This window comes from Streptomyces sp. NPDC101234, from assembly GCF_044767525.1.
GTDB classification, from domain to species: domain Bacteria; phylum Actinomycetota; class Actinomycetes; order Streptomycetales; family Streptomycetaceae; genus Streptomyces; species Streptomyces sasae.
This window is the reverse complement of the sequence record NZ_JBIWOA010000012.1, coordinates 276811-297180: the sequence shown is the minus strand read 5'-3', so window position 1 is coordinate 297180 and position 20370 is coordinate 276811. Positions and strand designations below refer to the sequence as shown.

Annotated in this window: 17 protein-coding genes and 2 pseudogenes; 12 read left to right on the top strand and 7 right to left on the bottom strand. The window is 69.1% G+C overall.

The genetic code is table 11. From position 1 onward, the window contains the following. Positions 1 to 368 precede the first annotated feature (368 nt). From ACIRR9_RS23640 to ACIRR9_RS23630, 3 genes and pseudogenes are all read left to right on the top strand, one after another. Complete coding sequence (locus ACIRR9_RS23640; protein ID WP_403755029.1) at positions 369 to 950, top strand: RNA polymerase sigma factor; 582 nt, start codon at positions 369 to 371, stop codon at positions 948 to 950. After that, positions 947 to 1573: a hypothetical protein gene (locus ACIRR9_RS23635; RefSeq protein WP_403755026.1), complete on the top strand. Its 627-nt coding sequence runs from the start codon at positions 947 to 949 to the stop codon at positions 1571 to 1573. Before ACIRR9_RS23640 ends, ACIRR9_RS23635 begins: the two co-directional genes overlap by 4 nt. Before the next feature lie 95 nt (positions 1574 to 1668). After that, positions 1669 to 1888: pseudogene (locus ACIRR9_RS23630) on the top strand (site-specific integrase); the annotation flags it as partial. 414 nt (positions 1889 to 2302) lie between these two features. Here ACIRR9_RS23630 and ACIRR9_RS23625 read toward each other — a convergent pair. Next, entirely contained in the window at positions 2303 to 3658 is a 1356-nt protein-coding gene (locus ACIRR9_RS23625; RefSeq protein WP_403755023.1) for a hypothetical protein, read from the bottom strand. A gap of 480 nt (positions 3659 to 4138) precedes the next feature. Here ACIRR9_RS23625 and ACIRR9_RS23620 point away from each other — a divergent pair. Continuing rightward, a pseudogene (locus ACIRR9_RS23620) lies at positions 4139 to 4276 on the top strand (IS3 family transposase); the annotation flags it as partial. Between the two features lie 62 nt (positions 4277 to 4338). On the opposite strand, the gene ACIRR9_RS23615 reads toward ACIRR9_RS23620, so the two are convergent. The 3 genes from ACIRR9_RS23615 to ACIRR9_RS23605 form a co-directional block, all read right to left on the bottom strand. Continuing rightward, positions 4339 to 4839: a hypothetical protein gene (locus tag ACIRR9_RS23615; RefSeq protein WP_403755020.1), complete on the bottom strand. Its 501-nt coding sequence runs from the start codon at positions 4837 to 4839 to the stop codon at positions 4339 to 4341. 47 nt (positions 4840 to 4886) lie between these two features. Further along, entirely contained in the window at positions 4887 to 5291 is a 405-nt protein-coding gene (locus tag ACIRR9_RS23610) for a hypothetical protein (RefSeq protein WP_403755017.1), read from the bottom strand. A 301-nt stretch (positions 5292 to 5592) separates the two neighbouring features. Next, positions 5593 to 6324 (bottom strand): XRE family transcriptional regulator, encoded by a 732-nt coding sequence (locus ACIRR9_RS23605; protein ID WP_403755014.1) that lies wholly within the window; start codon positions 6322 to 6324, stop codon positions 5593 to 5595. Positions 6325 to 7096: 772 nt separating this feature from the next. On the opposite strand from ACIRR9_RS23605, the gene ACIRR9_RS23600 reads away from it, so the two are divergent. Continuing rightward, a complete protein-coding gene (locus tag ACIRR9_RS23600; protein WP_403755011.1) occupies positions 7097 to 7381 on the top strand; it encodes a hypothetical protein in 285 nt (94 codons plus the stop codon). A gap of 188 nt (positions 7382 to 7569) precedes the next feature. Here the strand turns inward: ACIRR9_RS23600 and fxsT are convergent, their stop codons facing one another. Beyond that, positions 7570 to 9603 (bottom strand): FxSxx-COOH system tetratricopeptide repeat protein, encoded by a 2034-nt coding sequence (gene fxsT / locus ACIRR9_RS23595; protein ID WP_403755008.1) that lies wholly within the window; start codon positions 9601 to 9603, stop codon positions 7570 to 7572. 258 nt (positions 9604 to 9861) lie between these two features. Next, positions 9862 to 12093 carry a glycogen debranching protein GlgX gene (gene glgX / locus ACIRR9_RS23590; RefSeq protein ID WP_403755005.1) on the bottom strand — a complete coding sequence of 744 codons (2232 nt, stop codon included), beginning with the start codon at positions 12091 to 12093 and terminating at the stop codon, positions 9862 to 9864. Positions 12094 to 12336: 243 nt separating this feature from the next. Here glgX and ACIRR9_RS23585 point away from each other — a divergent pair, with 243 nt between their 5' ends. The 6 genes from ACIRR9_RS23585 to ACIRR9_RS23560 all read left to right on the top strand — a co-directional run bounded on the left by ACIRR9_RS23585 (position 12337) and on the right by ACIRR9_RS23560 (position 18714). Next, the gene (locus ACIRR9_RS23585) at positions 12337 to 13575 is read left to right on the top strand and encodes an Ig-like domain-containing protein (protein ID WP_403755002.1); all 1239 of its coding nucleotides are present in this window, start codon (positions 12337 to 12339) and stop codon (positions 13573 to 13575) included. Positions 13576 to 13729: 154 nt separating this feature from the next. Then, entirely contained in the window at positions 13730 to 14959 is a 1230-nt protein-coding gene (locus ACIRR9_RS23580) for an Ig-like domain-containing protein (protein ID WP_403754999.1), read from the top strand. A 149-nt stretch (positions 14960 to 15108) separates the two neighbouring features. Then, positions 15109 to 15876: an enoyl-CoA hydratase/isomerase family protein gene (locus ACIRR9_RS23575; RefSeq protein ID WP_403754996.1), complete on the top strand. Its 768-nt coding sequence runs from the start codon at positions 15109 to 15111 to the stop codon at positions 15874 to 15876. 289 nt (positions 15877 to 16165) lie between these two features. Next, positions 16166 to 16669: an ATP-binding protein gene (locus ACIRR9_RS23570; protein WP_123974021.1), complete on the top strand. Its 504-nt coding sequence runs from the start codon at positions 16166 to 16168 to the stop codon at positions 16667 to 16669. A 90-nt stretch (positions 16670 to 16759) separates the two neighbouring features. Next, complete coding sequence (locus tag ACIRR9_RS23565) at positions 16760 to 17524, top strand: polysaccharide deacetylase family protein (RefSeq protein ID WP_403754992.1); 765 nt, start codon at positions 16760 to 16762, stop codon at positions 17522 to 17524. Further along, on the top strand, positions 17524 to 18714 hold the full coding sequence (locus ACIRR9_RS23560) for a YncE family protein (RefSeq protein ID WP_403754989.1): 1191 nt from the start codon (positions 17524 to 17526) through the stop codon (positions 18712 to 18714). The genes ACIRR9_RS23565 and ACIRR9_RS23560 overlap by 1 nt, the downstream gene beginning before the upstream one ends. Before the next feature lie 3 nt (positions 18715 to 18717). On the opposite strand, the gene ACIRR9_RS23555 is transcribed toward ACIRR9_RS23560, so the two are convergent. Then, positions 18718 to 19401 (bottom strand): GNAT family N-acetyltransferase, encoded by a 684-nt coding sequence (locus ACIRR9_RS23555; protein WP_403754986.1) that lies wholly within the window; start codon positions 19399 to 19401, stop codon positions 18718 to 18720. Here ACIRR9_RS23555 and ACIRR9_RS23550 point away from each other — a divergent pair. Then, positions 19400 to 20311: a MerR family transcriptional regulator gene (locus ACIRR9_RS23550; protein ID WP_403754983.1), complete on the top strand. Its 912-nt coding sequence runs from the start codon at positions 19400 to 19402 to the stop codon at positions 20309 to 20311. The two genes, ACIRR9_RS23555 and ACIRR9_RS23550, sit on opposite strands and share 2 nt — an antisense overlap. The last annotated feature ends 59 nt before the right edge of the window (positions 20312 to 20370 follow it).

The following is a 20370-nucleotide window of genomic DNA, read 5'->3' as shown; positions in this document are numbered from 1 at the left end:
GTACGTCACCCCGCTCGAAACGAGATCCTTGCTCAGGCAGAACCTCGTCCCGGCAGCGTAAACACCCGCTGTCCAGTTCGCGGGGGGAACTTCAGGGTGCTCTCGACATGGCCTCTGGCCTGGGGCTTCATCGGCGGGTCAGCCGCCCTTCGGTCACCAGGTCCTGGAAGAGCGGGCAGTCCACGGCATGCCACGCAAGGGACGCACAGCCACCTGCTCTGATGATCAGTCGGCCACACCCTGCCCGACGCCGGTGCCGGCGGCATGGACGCTCCGTCGACCGCGCACCCGAGAGGGCATGTGACGCTTTCTGGCGCCGGAGCCAAGTAGTTACGTAAGCAGTCACTCGTCCGTCGCAAGGAGCGTCCGTGCCCACGGAGCACCCGCCAGCCCCACCCGTGCCGAACCCGTTCGGGTTCGCCGAGTTCTACCGGCAGAACTTCGACGCGGTCCTCGGCTTCGTCGCCCGGCGTACCGACAACGTCCACCTGGCAGCCGACCTGACCGCCGACATCTTCCTGACCGCGCTGGAACAGGCCGAAAGCTACGACCCGCGGCGCGGCACACCCGCCGCCTGGCTGTACGGCATCGCCCGCAACGTCCTGGCCACGCACTTCCGCGGCAGCGCCCGGGAGCGGAAGGCCGTCTCCCGCATCGCCGGCCGCCGGATGCTGGACGAGCAGGACGCCGCCGCGATCGAGGCACGCATCGACGCCGCGCGCGCCGCCCGCCAACTGGCCGGGCACCACGCCGCCCTGTCCGAGCCACTGCGCGCGGTCCTTGACCTTGTGGCCGTCGACGGGCTGACGACCCGTGAGGCAGCCCAGGCTCTCGGGATCAGCACCACCACCGCGCGGATGCGCCTGCACCGGGCCCGCAAGGCCCTCAAAAGCGCCACCCCGCCCGCCGCCGACCCGTCCCGCAACGCCCTCCTGGAGGCCGCCTCGTGAACACCCCCGTGAACTTCCAGCAGCGGCTCGGCGACGAGCTGACCGCCCGCGCCACAACCCTGCCCACCCTCGACCCGACCCCCGTCCGGCCGCGCCACACCCGGCGTATCGCGGGCACCTCGCTCGGGCTGGCCGCCGCCGTCACCGCCGTGGTCCTGGGCACGCACGCCGGCAGCCGGCCCGCCGCCCCCCAGGCGATGCCGGCCACCCCGTCGACCGCGGGCAGCTCCGCGCCCGCCTTCGGCGACGTCGGCTACACAGTGACGGTCCGCCCCGGCCACGTCGTCGCCCTCAAGATCATCGGCACAAGGCTGACAGGCCTGCAGGAGGCGCTGCGGCGAGCGGGCCTGCCCGCCGTCGTGCTGACGCCCTCGCCCAGCTGTCCCACCAAGGTCGCCCCGGTCGACAGCAGCCGCATCGAAGCGGTGATGTCCCTGGATCCCAAGGACGGCCGCGTCGCCCTGCTCAACCCCGCCGCGATCCCGCACGACGACACCCTGCTCGTCGTCGACGAGGCCCCGCCGGGCGCACGCCACAAGTCCGTCGGCAGCCTGGCCGTCATGCTGACCAAGCAAGCCCCGAATTGCTTCCCCACCTCGCAGGTTGACATCGGCGAAGGCTGATCCCACCCTCCGGCGGGTCGGCGCAGACCACCCGCATCCCTCGCGTACGACGGGGAGGGGAGTCCTGTCACCACGACGGGCAAGTGGGCGTCTGCTCCCGACGCACGGCGGCCACGGTGCTGATGTTGCTCGGCATCGCCGATCGCGTCATCGACCAGATCACGGGGTGGGAGCCGGGAAGCTCCGCGCGGATGCGGGCGAGGTACCTCCATGTGCCGGACGGATTCTCAAAGAGGTGGCGCGGAAGATCGCCGGGGCCATCTGGGTCCGGCCGAAACACCCTCTGTGGACATAGACCAGAACAACGAGGCTTGAGCAGAACCAAGAAGGACCCCACCGCAGAACGGTGGGGTCCTTCTCCTGCCTGTTCAGGCGAGGCGGGGGATACGAGATTCGAACTCGTGAGGGGTTGCCCCCAACACGCTTTCCAACTGTCCGCGTGGCCGTTCGGGGGCGTTCATGGGGGTCCACGGGGCAGGTCGGAGGGGGTGCGCGTACACCGACGAACGGTGGTGGCCGTGGGCGCGCTGGACAAAGACCAGGACAACAAGGCAGTCGACACCCGCTTTAGGAGCGAGGTGAGGTGGCCACAAGCCTGACCTGCGGGTTCACTGCCTTGGGCAGATTCGGCGGCGCGTCCCCCTGCGCCCCCTGATTCCCTCTGAGTCCCCGCCCGTTCTGGCACGAGAGTGGCACGGGGACCTGCGCTGGTGACCTTCTCGATGCGAACTATTGGCTGCTCGGTCGCTCAGGTCTGCCGGGCTGGTGGCGTCGTTTCTCCTCCCGTTGGGCGGCCACGTCGGGGATGACGGCAATGGCCTCGGTGAGGCGGCCCTGCCGGATCAGCAGTTCGGCCAGGTCGGTCGCGGCCCGTTCGCCGGGCAATGAGCGAAGGAGGGCGATGGCCTCCTCGACGCGGCCGTCCTGGGCAAGCAGCCAGGCGATGGTCAGCTCGCGGTCCTCGACCCTGTCGGCCGGCAACGCCTGGATCTCCGCGATTGCCGCCCTGGCGCGTCCCGACTCTCCCATCAGCCACCACCGGTTGGACCGGAGCCAGAACTCATCGTTCTGCTCCAGGAATTCGGGGCTGCGCCCTTCCGTGAGTCCAACGGCTCTGTCGTGCAGGCCCCGGTCGGCGAGCACGATCAGGGTGGCCTGGAGAAGGTTCCCGTCGTAGAGGTCGTCGAACGTGTGCTCCACCGCCTCGATCGCGTCGTCCACCCGGCCCTGACGCATGAGCAGCCCCATCAGTGCGCTCTCATGCCAGCCCGGATGCTTGGCGGCGATGAGGTCGCGCAGGTACGCCTCCGCTTCCCCGGCTCGGCCCAGGTTCTCCAGGGCCGTCACGTACGGGCGTACGGCGGCGTACCTCTGGGTGTCGGCAAGGTCGCGAAGTTCCTCGACCCGACCGTGTCGGGCCAGCAGCTCGGCATAGAACTCGACGTTGTTCTGCGGCCCGTACCGGCGTGCGGCCACGTCGGCGCCGAGCAGCCGGATTGCCTGGTCCGCCCGGCCGGACCGCTCCAAGACCCGGGCCTGCGCAGGCAGGACACCCCACAGGTTGTCCCACTGCTTCGGGTCGCGCCGGAACTCCTCGACGATCGGGGCCAGCAGCTCCAACACCCGGTCGTCGCATCCCTGGCCCTCGGTCATCTCCACCAGGGCCCCCAGCACGCGCCCGCTGCGCAGGTGCGGGCCGAGTACGCCGATCGCGTCGTTCACCCGCCCGGCCCGGACCAGCGCCTCGGCGTAGTCCCGCCACGCGTCGACCGCGTTCTCCTGCGGCCTCTTGGGGTGCGCCAGCTCCAGCGCCTGGTCGACGCGGCCCCACCGCAACAGGACGTCGGCGCCCGCCCGCACCGCCGGCTGCCAACCGGTGGCCGCGAACGGCTCCACCACCGTCCAGGCCCGTCCGAACTCTCCCACCGCACACAACCCCCGCACCGCACCCACAGCGCAGAACCAGTCCTCACGCTCCCGTGCCGTCTCCACCAGGGCCTCCAGGCCGCCGCGTTCGAGGATCTCGTCCACGATCCGCGGCAGGACGCCGCCGAGGTTGCTCAACTGCCACTGAAGATCATCCACATTCACGGGGGCACCCTAGAGTCAGCCGCCGACACACCCGCGACGCGGCTTGCCGGTTGGCCCGCCGAGCCTGTCAGCGAGCCACCCGCTTGCTGCTACGCGCGGTGTCGAGTATCTCGGTAAGCACGTGCGGTCTTCCATTGCCCATCCTTTCGGAGCAGAGATCCGCAGGGCATCGATGAGGTCGGCGGAGCGGCTTTTGGGCGGGAGCTGCTTTGGCGCGAGTGATCACGGCCCCGTAAGCTTCCGGCGCGTCGGGCAGTCTGTGGATCTGCCCGGTAAAGCACGACGTTGGGGCCATGATCTTCGAGGCTCGCGCCAAAGTGGCTGCCTAAAAGCCGTGGAGCCGACCGCCCCAGCCACGACCTGTTCTGACTTCATGCACTGTGTGCCCGCCCGGAGGAGCAAAGCGACGGGTGGGAAGGATGTCGCTGTGCCGAAGCCTTATCCCGAAGAGTTCCGTGAGGACGTCGTGCGGGTCGCGAGGAACCGCGGATCGCGATCGTGACCTGGATCGAGAGGACCTACCACCGGCGCCGCAGACAAGCCTCACTAGGCCGACTGACCCCCGTCGATTTCGAGACCGTCATGACCACACCGGCCCTCCAGGCCGCGTGACCGGACCTGTCGCCCGAACCTGCACCAGACCCGGTGCTTGAACCAGTAGAGAAGGTTGTGACTTACTCGGACGGGTGGGGTGATGTGGCAGGCCGTGTCGACAGCCGGTCAGCCCCGAGGTCTTGTCGCATGGCAGCACGAAGTTGTGTCAGTGCATCCTCATACCCGGAGCGGCCGCCAACGTAGGCTTCATCGCTCGCCAGGGTGCCGGCCGCCGCAAGGTCGCGGACATCGCGAAGGCGTCTGAATGCGGTCTCGGAGGCTTCGAAGACTTGCTTTGAAGCGGTGATCGACATCTGGTAGCGCATGCCGTAGCAGGGGGCGAAGCTGTCACGGGCGATACGTTCCCGTTCGGGAGCTGCTGCTTCAAGGTTGCGGGCGAGGCTGCGGAAGGCGTTGCGGGCTTGTGAGAGGCATTCGAGGTAGTTGCCATAGAGGGTGCGACGCACGCTGATGAGGTGATGGTGTTGTTCTCGCCGCCACCGGAAGCGTTCGAGCAGGGCTGCGGATGAGGTTGCGATGACTGCACCGATGACTGCACTGAGCAAGCTCACCCATGGCATGGACGCAATGTAGGCGTCACGCAGCCCTGCTTGTAAGTGGCCCTAGGTCAGTGATGGCGCGGCTTGAAGGCGTATGCGCAGGCTGGGAGTTCGACGTCTTGGCGGTGTGCCAAGGGCAGGAAGATGACTGGCCGGATGGTCCATGTGATGCGGGTGTTGGCCTGGGTGACTGACACCGTGGAGGGTTCTAAGCGCAGGAGGGCTCGTCGGGTTTCGGCGCGGCCGTCGTGGAGCCATGCCCAGACCTCGTCCGAGGCATCCGGGTCGAGTGCCGGTGAGATCGTGCGCAGGGCGATGGCGACCCATTGGTCTGCCTGCGGTGTGGAGTGGGCGTCGAAGGATGCCCGGAGCGCCGGCCGCTGCATCTCGTCGGTGAGGTCTTCGGTCCAGCACTCGCACCAGAAACCCCGCCGGGGCTTGTCCGTCAGCAGGGGTGGCCCCCCGCTGAGCATTCACCAAGAGTTCCGCCGCGAACGTGTAGCCGTCATCCGTACCTTGGACGACGACCCTGTGGGCGAGGGCACTGACCATGTCCAGGCCCCGGCCGTGCTCCGCGTCCTGGTCCTGGTGCCCGACCTTCGGGGCGCTGCCCCCTCCTCCGTCGGCCGTGACCGACAGAGCGATGACCCGTGGTGCCACCGCCAAGGTCAGGTGGAAGCTCCCGCGTTCCCCTCCACTGCAGAAAAATCCTCGGTGTAACCACGTGTTTTGCAGGGCAGATACCGGGGTCATTTCCGTGTTGTGCGGGCCTCGTCAAACACTAACGGGTGTTCCACGCGACCATAGTTCTTCGGCGTGCTCAGTAAACCGCTCGAATAGCCCTTCTTGGTCGCGTCGACGTAGATGCAGCAGGGGCGAGTCATGGCCCACAAGCCTGGCAAGGTGAGGTGTCACGAGAGCCTGAGAATCGAAGCGGAACACGGAAAGACTCACGTGGTTCGCTGCATCTTCCGAGACGCTGAAACGCGTCTCCAGCTTTTCCGCGGCGCCCAACTTTTGTAGATTCTCAAGCGTGATGCGGATGCGTGTCGAGACGGACAGGGCAACATCCTCGACAGCCTCACGCTGGCGTGTGATCTCGCCTTCAGGGTCGCCCAGAAGAAAACGGACTCGGCATCCGATTTCCAATTTTTTGCGCAGAGTGGCTACAAAGTTCGGCTGGTCGATGAATAGGAAGTAGTTCGTGTATCCGGCGAAGAACAGGTCTTCTTTCGTGCTGGCCACAAGATCACCCCAGACCGTTGACGGGCAGGCGGAGCGGTAGGGGTAAGTCCGCACGATTTCCAGGTCTCCGCCTGTTTTTAGGCGATCCTTTACTGCCTGAGGCCAGAGCATTTCCTCATCTACTTTCAGCGCTTCGGCGGCGTCTGCCCTGTTTCGGGCATGCGGAATCAAGTTCTCATCCGCGACCCAACGTTCAATGGTCTTGCTCGCGACTCCCACACGGACCGCAAGCTGTCGCGCAGACAACCCGGCGTCGTCCATAGCTGACCGTAGGGCTTGGTTCAAGTCCCCTCCTGCGGACGTTTGGGCGTTTTTAACGGTACCGCCCAACTGGCCCAACTGTCCTTCCATGTCCGGCGATACGGCCACCAGGGGGCAGGACGATTGAGCGCACAGGAGACCCCGGCGACCGCGCGAACGGTCCCGGGGCATGGCCAACGCTTCAGAGGAGCGCTGACAGTGTCCTACCTGTCACAGGCACTCGAATGGATGAGAGCCGCCTCGTTCGGGTGCCGTACGCCCGGCAAGCACGCTGCCGCCTACACGGCCCCCGTAGCGAGTTCGGTGCCCCGCAGGCGCCCCGTACCGGACGTCCGGGGAGCGCGGCCGGTCATCGCTCGAAGGTGGCGCACGGAAGGGCGCGCAGGCACCCCGTATCCGCCTCAGCCGTACGGACGCGCCGAGTGGTTCGCGCCGCGCGACTGGGAGGCGGAGGAGGCGTGGGAGCGTACGGGGCCTCTTGTTCGGCCGTACGTCGATGCGCAGTGCGAGGCGCCCAGAAGCAGCAGTGCAGGTGCCCAGGTAGACCCCTGGGAGTGTGTCCGGTGATGACGATCGAGGTCTACAGGGTCAACCCGGCGACAGGCGCTCGTACGCAGGTGCGCAGCAAGCACACCGTGAAACCGTCGGACGTGCCGGACTTCTTCGGTGGATACCCGCCCTGTGCGTGCCCGCACTGCACCGCGCCCGGCAGCCGTAGCAGGCTGAACGCCCTCGTGGCCGAAGCCAACCGGCGCAGTAGGGGGGAACTGTGATGCGCGCGATCATCACTGCCGCTGAATGGACCCTCGGGGCCGAGACTGCTGAGGGTGCACCGTCGGGCATCTACTCGGCCGAGTGCCTCACCTGCGGGGCGCATGCGCGGCCAACCGACAACGAACGCTTGTCAGTCGAGATCTGGGCACTGAAGCACACGGGCTTGAATCCGACGCACCGTCAGTTCAAGGCGACGGCGGGAACCTTCTGGCGAGTCACACCCGCCAACGGCAACCCGTACGCCGAGCGGGACACCGTCCAGGGCGCGCCCAGCACGCGCTAGCACCACCCCCGATGGCTGCCGCTCCGAGGCGCTGTAAGAGGCACAAGGGCAGCGCCGTCAGATCCCCACCCCGCCTGCCCGAGCAGACGGGGTGGGGTCTGGCACCATCGCCCATGGGCTGACGCAAAGCTGGGTTTCAACGACCGCGCGGCCGCGGTCGCGACGGCATACCAGCGGGGGACTCCGGGCTAGCGTGTGCCGCCTTGCAGAGTCTCGACCAGAGCGAACGCGTCCTCGGTCTTGGGGTGGGTCCTGCCCAGCCGGGTGTGCAGGATCTGCGCGCCCCGGCGCGCCAGGTCCGCGGCGGTCGAGTCGTTCAACGCGTGCAGGACCCGGGCCTGGAACAGCAGGACGTACCCGATGTACAGGTGGTCCGGCGCGTACTTGGCCTCGCGGATCCGCAACGCGCGCGAGATGAGCGGCGCGGCACTCGCGTGGTCGCCGAGGTCGACGTGGACGTTCGCCAGCGCGATCAGGTCGAAGCTCACGTACGGGTCGTCCGGGCCGTACGCTGCCTCGTCGATCCGCAGCGCCCGTTCGGCCAGCGGCCGCGCCGCCTCCTGCTCGCCGAGGATGCACAGCGTCCGCGCGAGCGTGGCCAGGTCCGTCGCAATGGCGGGACTGTCCGCCGGCAGACAGGACTCGTGCACGCTCAGCGCGCGTTCCGCCAGTTGCCGTGAGCGCTCCGGCGCGCCGAGGTCCCGGTGGATCTGTGCCAGGGCGATCAGATCGAAGCCGACCTCCGCGTCCCGGTCTCCCAGTGACTCGTGGATCGCCAGCGCGCGTTCGCACAGGGGCAGCGCTACCGAGTAGTCCCCGATCTGGACGAGGAACTCCGACGCCAGCCGCAGCAGCACTGCCGTCTCCGCGGCGCACTCGGGCGGTGGGTCGTCCTTGGTCACCGCAATAACATGCGGGAGCAACTGCTGCCACCGCGGCCGGGCGTCCGGAGAGTTGTGGAGGTCGTCCGGTACGGCAGCGAGCAGCGCACGACACAGCCGGACCCGGGCGTCGAGGTGCGCCTCGGCCGACATCGCGGCCCGGACGGCGGCCTGCACCAGCCGGTGCACCACCAGGGACGCCTCCCCGCGCCTCGCGAGACCCAGACCGGCCAGGGCGCCGACCGTCGTGTCCCACGCCAACGCGTCGGCCGGGGCTCCGTCCATCGATTCCGGGCTACCGGTGAACAGGTCCAGCGGGATCGGGTCCGGCGCCAGCAGAGCACAGAGCTCCAACAGACGTACCGCCTGGGGCTGTTCCGTCTCCAGCCTTTCCACACTGAGCTGCCACAGGGTCGCGACCACCACCGCGGGCCGGTCACTCGGCTCGCCCCGCCCGATCATGTCCTCCAGGTGCGATGCCAGCAGATCCCGATACCTTTCGGGCGTCGTCTGGTTGTAGCCCATGTATCCGGCGGCCTGCTCCAACGCCAGCGGCAGGTCGCCCAGTTGTTCGGCGATCCGGTCCGCGACAGCCTCGGTCATGCCGGGTACGCGCTGGGCCAGCAGCTTCATGGACTCCTGCCGGGTGAACACCTCCAGGTCGACGACGCCGGCACTGCTCGACCAGCCGTTCACTCTGGTCGTGACGATGACATGGCCGTTGCCCGCCAGGCCGCCCGACGGCAGCGCGTGTGCGAGCGTGCCCGGTTTCTCGGCGTTGTCGAAGATGATCAACCAGGGCCTGCGGTCCACGAGATTGCCGTACACCCGTGGGATCGCCTGGTCGGAGCTCACCTCCGTCAGCCCCAGCTCTCCGGCCAGTGACACGAACTGCGGCGCGACCAGATCCGGGGCCTCAGCCCCCAAGAACGCGACGAACCGGTACTTCGACAGGTATCGATAGGCGTACTCCACCGCGAGCTGGGTCTTGCCGACGCCTCCCAGTCCATGCACGACCAGCATCGCCACGTCGCCCACCGAGGTGAGGCGCTGTCGTACCTCCCGCAGCGTGGCGTCACGGCCGGTGAAGTTGGTGTTGCGCGGCGGCAGCTGGTATGCCGTGGGCGGGAGCGGATCCTGCCTGCGGTCGGGGCGCGGCGGCTGCTGCCCCAGCCCGATCAGTGCCAGGGGGATCAGGACGAGCAGCACCACCCACGGGTGGACCCGCACGAAGTCCAGCGGCCCCGGCCAACGGCTCTGCCCGGATGCCGCGTTGAAGGCAAGGCTGCCGACGAACAGCACGAGCAGACCGGCCACCACACCCGCCAGCCTTCGCCACATGGCTCCCTCTTCGGTGCGGCGGCGACCGTGACAGTCAACAGTCGGCTCGACCTCATCCCAGAGCCTAGCTCGGGTACTGGAGAAGCCCGGAGACGATCTTCTCCCAATTCACCTTCAGCTCGGCGTGCAACTTCGGTTTTCGCAGTCCAGGAGGTCGCCGTCAGGCATGGTTTCGATGTGATCAGCCCGGTCGCCCCGGGCGCCAGGAGCCCGACGCTGATTTCACGCGCCTGCAACGTCGCCCTGGCCGACCACTCCTCAGCCGACCACGCGCAGCAGCAGCACCGCCCGCGCCGGCACCGTGATCACCGTCCCGGCCTCGTGCACCACCCCCGGCTCCGAGTCCTGCTGCTCCAGCGAGGTGTCCACGAGTACCTGGTATCGCTCCGCCCACGGCGGCCCCGGCAGCAGGAACTCCGTCGGGCGGTCGCCCGCGTGCAGGACGGTCAGGAAGCTGTCGTCCAGGATGGCGGCGCCGCGGTCGTCGCGGCCGGGGATGTCCCGCCCGGAGAGGTACATGCCGAGGGTGGCGGCGGGCGCGTACCAGTCGCCTTCCGCCATCTCCTCTCCCCGCGCCGTGAACCAGGCCAGGTCCCGCAGCCCGTCGGCCGAGTGCGCGCGGCCGGAGAAGAAGGCGCGGCGGCGCAGCACCGGGTGGCGGTGGCGCAGTGCGATGAGCCGGGAGGTCAGGTCGAACAGTGCCCGCCAGTCCGGGTCCGCCCGCAACTCCCAGTCCAGCCAGCTGATTTCGTTGTCCTGGCAGTAGGCGTTGTTGTTGCCGCGTTGGGTGCGGCCCAGTTCGTCGCCCGCGATCAGCATCGGGACACCGGTCGACAGCAACAGGGTGGTCAGGAGATTCCGCAACTGGCGCCTGCGCAGCGCCTGTACGCCCTCGTCGTCCGTCTCGCCCTCGGCGCCGCAGTTCCAGGAGCGGTTGTCGTTCGAGCCGTCCCGGTTGTTCTCGCCGTTCGCCTCGTTGTGCTTCGTCTCGTACGACACCAGGTCGCGGAGCGTGTAACCGTCGTGCGCGGTGATGAAGTTGACGGAGGCGTAGGGGCGGCGGCCGCCCCAGGCGTAGAGGTCGCTGGAGCCGGAGAGGCGGTAGCCGAGGTCGTGGACGTCGGGGAGGGCGCCGCGCCAGAAGTCGCGGACGGCGTCGCGGTAGCGGTCGTTCCACTCGGTCCACAGTGGCGGGAAGGCGCCGACCTGGTAGCCGCCGGAGCCCACGTCCCACGGCTCGGCGATGAGCTTCACCCGGCGCAGCACCGGGTCCTGGGCGATGACGGCGAGGAAGGGGGAGAGCATGTCGACGTCGTGCATCGAGCGGGCCAGCGCGGCCGCGAGGTCGAAGCGGAAGCCGTCCACGCCCATCTCGGTCACCCAGTAGCGGAGTGAGTCGGTGATCAGGCGCAGGACGTGGGGGCGGACCACGTGGAGCGTGTTTCCGCAGCCGGTGTAGTCGGCGAAGTGGCGGGCGTCGTCCTGGAGTCGGTAGTAGCCGCGGTTGTCGATGCCCTTGAGGGAGAGCGTCGGGCCCAACTCGCCCGCCTCCGCGGTGTGGTTGTAGACCACGTCCAGGATGACCTCGATCCCGGCCGCGTGCAGCGCGCGCACCATCCGCTTGAACTCGCCGACCTGCTGTCCCGTCGTACCGGAGGCGGCATAGGCGGCGTGCGGGGCGAAGTAGCCGATGGAGTTGTAGCCCCAGTAGTTCCTGAGGCCGCGCTTGAGCAGGTGGTCCTCGTGGGCGAACTGGTGGACGGGGAGCAGCTCCACGGCCGTCACGCCCAGGTTCGCCAGGTGCTCGATCGCGGCGGGGTGTGCCAGTCCGGCGTAGGTGCCGCGCAGCTCCTCCGGTATCCCCGGATGCAGTCTGGTGAAGCCGCGCACATGCAGCTCGTAGATGACGGAGTCCGCCCACGGTGTCTTCGGGCGGCGGTCGTCGGACCAGTCGTCGTCATCGTGGACGACCACACCCTTCGGGACGTACGGCGCCGAGTCGCGGTCGTCCCGGACGGTGTCGGCGACCTGCTGGTCCGGCCAGTCCCGGACATGCCCGTACACCTCGGGCGGCAGGCCGAACTCGCCGTCCACCGCACGCGCGTACGGGTCGAGGAGCAGCTTCGCCGGGTTCCAGCGGGCACCGGTCCACGGGTCCCAGCGGCCGTCGACCCGGTAGCCGTACCGCTGCCCGGGCAGCACACCCGGCACGAAACCGTGCCAGATCTCGTGTGTGAGTTCGGTCAGCGGGATGCGGGTCTCCCGGCCCTGTTCGTCGAAGAGGCAGAGCCGGACCGCCTCCGCCCCGGCCGCCCACAGCGCGAAGTTCGTCCCCGCCACCCCGTCCGGGCCCACCCGGAACCGGGCGCCGAGCGGGGTCGACGCCCCCGGCCATGCCGACGGGACGGGAAGGGGCGTCCCGTTGACCGCGGGGGCGCCCGCCCTCGGGGCCCGCGCCCGTGCCCCCTGCTGCTCGGCTGCGCTCGTCACCTGTCGGCCCCTTTTTTCGCTCCGCGGCTCGCCGGCCCCCGGGGCGCACCCGACCCGCGTCCGAGCAGCCGACCGGGCCCGGACTCCCGGTCCCGGGCACGGTCGGCGGCTCGCTACGGACACGCCCGCGGCGGCTCTCCGCGGGCGCGGCGGCTCCCCAGCTCGTCGTCCTTCTCTCTGTTCTGCCCAGCGTCGGCGTCGCACTCACGTTTCCCCGGGGCATGCACGATCGTTGAGCCGCACGTGAGGCATGGACAAGGGCGCGCACGGCGCGCGGGGGCCGCACTGGCGGCGGTACTGACATGGGCGGCGCTGCTCGCGGGAGCCGCAGGCTGCTCCTCGGGCGACACGGACGGGTTCGGCATCGACCACGTCCTCGGGGGCCCGCCCCCGGCGGCCCCCGAGGACGTCATCCACATCTCCCCGGACGACGGCGCCAAGGCCGTACGGCAGGACCAGCCGCTGACGGTACGGGTGCCCAGCGGCCGTCTGGAGTCCGTCACCGTCGTCCGGTCCCAGGACGCCCAGGACACCCCGGTCCCCGGGCACATCGCCCCCGGCGGCACGACCTGGCGGCCCGACGACCCGAAACTCGCGCTGGCCGCCAAGTACACGGTCGACGTGGTCGCGCTCGACGCCCACGGCCGCCGCTCGGCCCGCCACACCACCTTCACCACGCTCGTCCCCGGGGAGCGCTTCATCGGGTACGTCACCCCGGAGAACCGCGCCACCGTCGGCACCGGGATGATCGTCTCCCTCGCCTTCAGCCGCGAGATCGAGAACCGCGCGGCCGTCGAGAGCGCCGTCCACGTCACCGCCAAGCCCGCGGTCGACATCCGCCCGCACTGGTTCGGCAAGAACCGCCTCGACTTCCGCCCCGAGCACTACTGGCAGCCCGGCACGGTCGTCACCGTCGACCTCGGACTCCGTGACGTCGAGGGCGCCCGCGGCGCCTACGGCCTCCAGTACAAGACGTTCACCTTCACCATCGGCCGCAGCCAGGTCTCGCTCGTCGACGCGGCCAAGCACACGATGGAGGTCCGCCGCGACGGCGCGCTGCTCGCCACCGTGCCGATCACCGCGGGCGCGCCCGCGCACACCACCTACAACGGGAAGATGGTGGTGATGGAGATGCACGAGGTCACCCGTATGAACAGCCAGACGGTCGGCTTCGGCGGCGAGTACGACATCCCCGACGTCCCGCACGCCCTCAAACTCACCGACTCCGGCACCTTCCTGCACGGCAACTACTGGGCGCCGGACGCACCCGGACGCGAGAACGTCAGCCACGGCTGCGTGGGCCTGCGCGATGTGAAGGGCGGCAGCTCGGACACGCCCGCGGGCTGGTTCTACGACCGCAGCCTCATCGGCGACGTCGTCGAGATCGTCAACAGCAACGACAAAATGGTCGCTCCCGACAATGGCCTCGGAGGGTGGAACATGGGGTGGAAGGAGTGGAAGGCGGGCAGCGCGGTCAAGTAGTCAGGTAGGGGACCGGCTTGGCGGAGCGGAAGTTGCGACCCAACGGTGACATTCGCCAAACGCCAAGCTCAAAACCCTGCGGTTACTATGCGCCAATGCGCGCGCTGGGGCGCGCCGGGGTGGGCCTGACCAGGCCCTGGGAGGGGAGAACGACTTGAACGTGCGGCCGATATCGGGGGCGTCGGTTCGGACTCGGAGGAAGGGCGGCCCGGCACTCATAGCCGGCGTCCTTCTCATGGCCGTCACCGCGTGCGGGGGCGGCTCCTCCGACAAGGGGGCCGGGGACGGCAAGGAGAAGGACTCCACGACGCAGGCGAGCAAGCAGTCCGTCGCCACGGTCAGCATCAGCCCCAAGTCGGGCGCGACCGGCGTGGACACCAGCGGGACCCTCAAGGTCACCGCGGCCAAGGGCAAGCTGACCGATGTCGAGGTCAAGGACGCCAAGGGCAACAAGGTCGACGGGACCATCGCGGCGGACGGCGCCGGCTGGACGCCGTCGACGCACCTGGCCAGCTCCACGAAGTACACGGTCCACGCGGTGGCGAAGGACACGGAGGGCCGCGAGGCGGCCGAGGACTCCTCCTTCACCACGCTCACCCCGAAGAACACGTTCCTCGGCTACTTCACACCCGAGGACGGTTCCACGGTCGGCGTCGGTATGCCGTTCTCGGTCAACTTCAGCCGGGGCATCACCGACCCGGCCGCCGTCGAGAAGGCGATCACCATCAAGACCGAGCCGGCGGTCGACGTCCAGGGCCACTGGTTCGGCAACGACCGTCTCGACTTCCGCCCGGAGAACTACTGGAAGTCCGGTACGAAGGTCTCCGTCACCCTCAACCTCGACGGTGTCGAGGGCCGCAACGGGGTGTACGGCAAGCAGTCCAAGACCGTGAAGTTCACCATCGGCCGCAACCAGGTGTCGATCGTCAACGCCAAGAAGCACACGATGAAGGTCATGCAGGACGGCAAGGTCGTGAAGAACCTCAAGGTCACGACCGGCAAGCCGGGCTACGACACGTGGAACGGCCAGATGGTCATCAGCGAGAAGCTGCGGGTGACCCGGATGAACGGCGAGACGGTCGGCTACGGCGGCGAGTACGACATCAAGGACGTGCCGGACGCGATGCGTCTGACGACGTCCGGGACGTTCCTGCACGGCAACTACTGGGGCGGGGACGCGTTCGGCAACTACAACGCGAGCCACGGTTGTGTGGGGCTGCGGGACATCCGGGGCGGGGGCGACCGGAGTCTGCCGGCGGCCTGGGTCTTCGACCACTCGATCATCGGGGACGTGGTGGTCGTGAAGAACTCCAACGACCGGACCGTTTCGCCTGACAATGGGCTCAACGGGTGGAACATGTCCTGGAAGGAATGGACTGCGTAGTTGTTCGGGTGCGGGTGCGTGGGGGCTGGTCGCTCCCCCACTCTCGGCTTCGCTCGAGCGTGGGGACCCCCATCGCGGCGGTAGCCGCACGTTGCTACCGCCCCGCGCCCCTTACGGGGCGCTGCTGAACCGGCGTTAACCTGCTGGGCATGACTGTGACCCTCGAAGTCGCCGAAGGCGTGGGTACGATCCGCCTCGACCGGCCGCCCATGAACGCGCTCGACGTCGCCACCCAGGACCGGATCAAGGAGCTGGCGGAAGAGGCCGGCCGCCGCGAGGATGTCCGAGCCGTCGTCATCTATGGCGGTGAGAAGGTCTTCGCGGCGGGGGCCGACATCAAGGAAATGCAGAACATGGACCACACGGCCATGATTCTGCGGGCCCGTGCGCTCCAGGACTCCTTCACCGCCGTCGCCCGGATCCCCAAGCCGGTCGTCGCCGCCGTCACCGGGTATGCGCTCGGCGGTGGTTGCGAGCTGGCCCTCTGTGCGGACTACCGCATCGCCGCCGACAACGCCAAGCTCGGGCAGCCCGAGATCCTGCTCGGGCTCATCCCGGGCGCGGGCGGCACCCAGCGGTTGCCCCGCCTGGTCGGCCCTTCCAAGGCCAAGGACCTGATCTTCACCGGGCGTATGGTCAAGGCGGACGAGGCGCTCGCCATCGGCCTCGTCGATCGTGTCGTGCCCGCCGCCGACGTCCACGCCGAGGCGCACGCCTGGGCCGCCAGGCTCGCCCAGGGGCCCGCGATCGCGCTGCGGGCCGCCAAGGAGGCGATCGACACCGGCGTCGAGACCGACCTGGAGACCGGGCTCGCCGTCGAACGGAACTGGTTCGCCGGGTTGTTCGCGACCGAGGACCGTGAGCGCGGTATGCGCAGCTTCGTCGAGGAAGGGCCTGGCAAGGCCAAGTTCCTGTGATCTTCGCCCTGTTGTGAATGTCCCGAACCACTTGCAATTGACGTGATGTCTGATTCCGGGTCCCTCGATGGGGCGGTTTACGGGAGCCTTAAGGCAACCTTAAGTCCGCCTTGTCGAGGGGGCCTGGCGATTGCCCGGAGATGAGGTGTCGTCGCAGGTCGGGCAGGCTGTGAGCGCCTCCGAAATGCCTTCGGCATATGCCGACCGACTGTCGCCGGGTGGAGGCTTTCGAGGGGAGTATTCCTCCGGAACGGCCCCGGAGGGCGCTCGGGGCGGCCATGATGGGGGCATGGCGGGGCTGGAGGGCATCGAACAGCCGCGGGGACACAGCCGTGCGGCCGCGGCGCGCTGGTCGCCTGCGGTCGAGGACGAGCGGGCACTCAAGGCGATCGAACTGTTCGGCAACCCGACGGAGGCGGAGGTTCCGCTGCCGTCCCGCCCCGAGTCCGCGGCGACGGCCCGCCGGCTCGCCCAGGTCGTCGTCCTCCGTCAATGGAGACTGGGCCCCAAGATGACCGAGGACGCGGTCTTACTCGTCTCGGAACTGGTGGGGAACGCGGTGCGGCACACGGGGGCCCGGGTGTTCGGTCTGCGGATGCGCCGCCGGCCCGGCTGGATCAGGATCGAGGTCAGGGACCCGTCCCGGGGGCTGCCCTGTCTGATGCCGGTTCAGGACACGGACATCAGCGGTCGGGGGCTGTTCCTGGTGGACAAGCTGTCGGACCGGTGGGGGGTCGACCTCCTCCCGCGAGGCAAGACGACATGGTTCGAGATGCGGGTCGCCGACCGTTAGGAACCGTGCGACCGGTCCTCGTCGGCCCACACCTCGCAAAAATAACCCTTATCAGGTCAATCGCCCATTTTCTTACCTGACCCCTCTTAAATGGTGCAGGTGACCCCCACCAACCGACGCGACGTCCTCCGCGCAGGCGCCGCCCTTGCTGCCGGAGGCGCACTCACCACCGGTTGCGGCAACACCGGTACGGCCACTGCGGCACCGCCCGCCACGACCCCCGCATCGGCGCCGGCTTCAGCTGCCCCCAAGCCGCTCCCCGCACAGATCACCCACGGTCCCCGCACCCGCCCCCAGGTGGCCCTCACCTTCCACGGCCAGGGCGACCCCACCCTGGCCACCCAACTCCTCACCACGGCCGAGAAACACGGCGCCCGTCTCACCGTCCTGGCCGTGGGCACCTGGCTCGACACATACCCGGCCATGGCCCGCCGTGTCCTCGACGGCGGTCACGACCTCGGCAACCACACCCAGCGGCACATCTCCATCAACGCCATGTCGGAGACCGACGCCCGCAAGGAGATCGCCGACTGCGCGGAGCGCCTCAGACGCCTCACCGGCTCGATCGGCCGGTGGTTCCGCCCGTCCAGGGCCCCGACCGCGACGCCGCTCGTCGTCCGGCTCGCCGCCGACGTCGGCTACCCGCACGTGCTGTCGTACGACGTCGACTCGCTCGACTACACCCGGCCCGGCGCCACGGCCATCACCCGCAAGGTGCTCGCGGAGGCCACCGGCGGCTCGGTGGTGAGCATGCACTTCGGATACCCGGACACGGTCGCCGCCCTCCCCGCCGTACTCCAAGAACTCGACCGCCGCGGACTGCGTGCGGTCACCACCACGGAGCTGCTGAGCTGATGCGAACCACGAAAGCCGTCCGTCTGCCGGCCGCCGCTGCCGCCCTCGCCGCCCTGGCACTGCTCTCCGCGTGCAGCGGCGGATCCGGGCAGCCCGACGAACAGGCCGCGCACAGCAGCGCTCCTCCGCAGGCGCAGGCGCAGGCGAACCAGGTCGTCGACGGGCTGCCGGGCATGCCCCCCGTCCTCGACCCGCACGACGTGTACGCCGCCGACCGGCCCAACAACCTGTCACCGGTCGTCAAGGACTTCCCGTCCCTGGTCTACGTCCCCAACACCAACTCCGACACCGTCTCGGTCATCGACCCGAAGACCTACCGGGTGATCAGGACCGTCAAGGTCGGCCGGCAGCCGCAGCACGTGGTGCCGTCCTGGGACATGAAGACCCTCTGGGTCAACAACGACCTGGGCAACAGCCTCACCCCCATCGACCCGAAGACCGGCCGGGTCGGCAAGCCGGTCGCCGTGCACGACCCGTACAACCTGTACTTCACCCCCGACGGCAAGTACGCGATCGTGATGGCCTCCCAGGACCGCGCGCTGGTGTTCCGGGACGCGCACACCATGAAGACGGTCAAGTCCCTCCCGGTCACCTGCTACGGCGTCAACCACGCCGACTTCTCGCTCGACGGCCGGTACTTCATCGTGTCCTGCGAGTTCAGCGGTGAGGTGCTCAAGGTGGACACCGAGAAGATGGAGGTGCTCCGGCAGGAGAAACTGCCGTTCCACGGCGCGATGCCGCAGGACGTGAAGATGTCGCCCGACGGCAAGCTGTTCTACATCGCCGACATGATGGCCGACGGGCTGTGGATCCTGGACGGCGACCGCTTCACCAAGCCGACCCTTCTGCACACCGGCAAGGGCGCCCACGGGCTCTACGTCAGCCGGGACTCGCGCGTGATGTACATCTCCAACCGGGGCGAGGGCACGATCTCCGTCTTCGACTTCACCCGGAACCGGCTGACGGACAAGTGGCGGCTGCCCGGCGGCGGCAGCCCGGACATGGGCGGGGTCTCGGCGGACGGCAAGGTGCTGTGGCTGTCCGGCCGCTACAACTCCGAGGTGTACGCCATCGACACCGGCACCGGCAGGGAACTGGCCCGCATCCACGTCGGCAGCGGCCCGCACGGACTCGCCGTCTACCCGCAGCCGGGCCGCTATTCGCTGGGGCACACGGGCGTCTTCCGCTGAGTCTCAGACCTTCAGCAGCAGCGCCTCGGCGCCGACCGGCACATAGCCGGCCGCCTGGAACGCCCGTACGCTGCGGGCGTTCCCCGGGGCGACCTGCGCCCACAGGGGTTCCCCGGCGAGGTGCCGGGCGGCGGTCACCAGGGCCCGGCCCAGCCCCCGCTGCCGTACCCCCTCGTCCACCTCCACCGAGACCTCCAGACGTCCCGCGACGCCCCGGCCGAGCACCACCACCCCGCCGTCCGCCGCCCAGGCGCGCACCTCGTCGCGGCGGTTTCGGGCGTAGGCGACCCGGGAGTGGTCGGGGCCGGTGAGCTCCGTCAGCGGCAGGTCCGGGCGGCCGGGCAGCGGGCCGGCGACCAGCAGCCCGTCGATCGTCTCCTGCTCCCGGCCCGTGCGGTCCATCAGGGCGGTGAGGAAACGCGAGTTCATCGACGCGGCCAGTGGGTCGGAGGGCGTCGCGCGCAGGGTGTCGTACACCCACTCCGGATCCTCGTCGACGAAGACCACCGAGTGCGCGGTGAAGGAGAGTACCCCGGCGTCCCGGGGGGACGGCTGCGCCACGACGGTCGTACGGCCGTCGGGCGGCGGGAAGACGCCCTCGGCCGCCGCGTCGAGAATGTCCCGCAGTGTCTCTGCCACCGTGCTCCTTGAGTCTCCACCCACTGGAAGGCCCACACTCGCAGACATGATCGACGACGGCACCGGACTTTTCACCATCGGAGAGCTGGCGAAGGCCACCGGACTGACCGTGCGCACCATCCGCTACTGGTCCGACGAGGGCGTGCTCACCCCGGTGACCCGCTCCGCCGGCGGCTACCGGCTCTACGACGCCGAGTCCTTCGCGCGTCTTGAGCTGATCCGCACCCTGCGCGAGCTGGGCCTCGGCCTGGGACATGTGCGCGAGGTGCTGGCCGGTGAGCGGACCGTGGCGGAGGTCGCGGCGGCGCATGTGGCGGCGCTGGACGCGCAGATCCGCTCCCTGAAGGTGACCCGGGCGGTGCTGTCGACTGTGGCACGACGCGGTTCGAGTGCGGAGGAGATGACCCTGATGAACAGACTGGCACGGCTGTCGGCGGCGGAGCGGCAGCGGATCGTGGACGACTTCGTGGAAGAGATCTTCGAGGGGCTGGACACGGCCGATCCGTGGATCCGGGAGCGGACCCGGACCCTCGGGGTGGCGCTGCCCGACGATCCCAGTCCCGAGCAGGTCGACGCCTGGGTGGAGCTGGCCGAACTGCTGCAGACCCCGGACTTCCGGGCGGCGATGCGCAGGATGATCGAGCTCAACGCGGCCGACCGGGACGCGGACACCCCGGCCGGCGCCTCGCAGTGGTTCTTCCGCAGGCTGGTCGACGTCGTCGGCGCGGCCAGGGAGCGCGGGGTGGCCCCCGAGTCGCCCGAGGCGGACGCCGTACTGAACGAGGTGTTCGGCGAGGGCACCGACCGGGCGGCGGTGCTGCGCCGGATCGACCTGGGCAACGAGGTCGCCCGTTACCGGGAGTTGGCGAACGTCATCAAGGGCGCTCAGACGCCGCCGCAGTACCAGGAGGAGTTCGGCTGGGTGGTCGCCGCGCTGAAGGCGTGGCCGGGCCGTTAACCTGACCTGCGACAGTACGTCTGCATGACAGTAGAAGCACGGATAAAAGGGGCGGATCG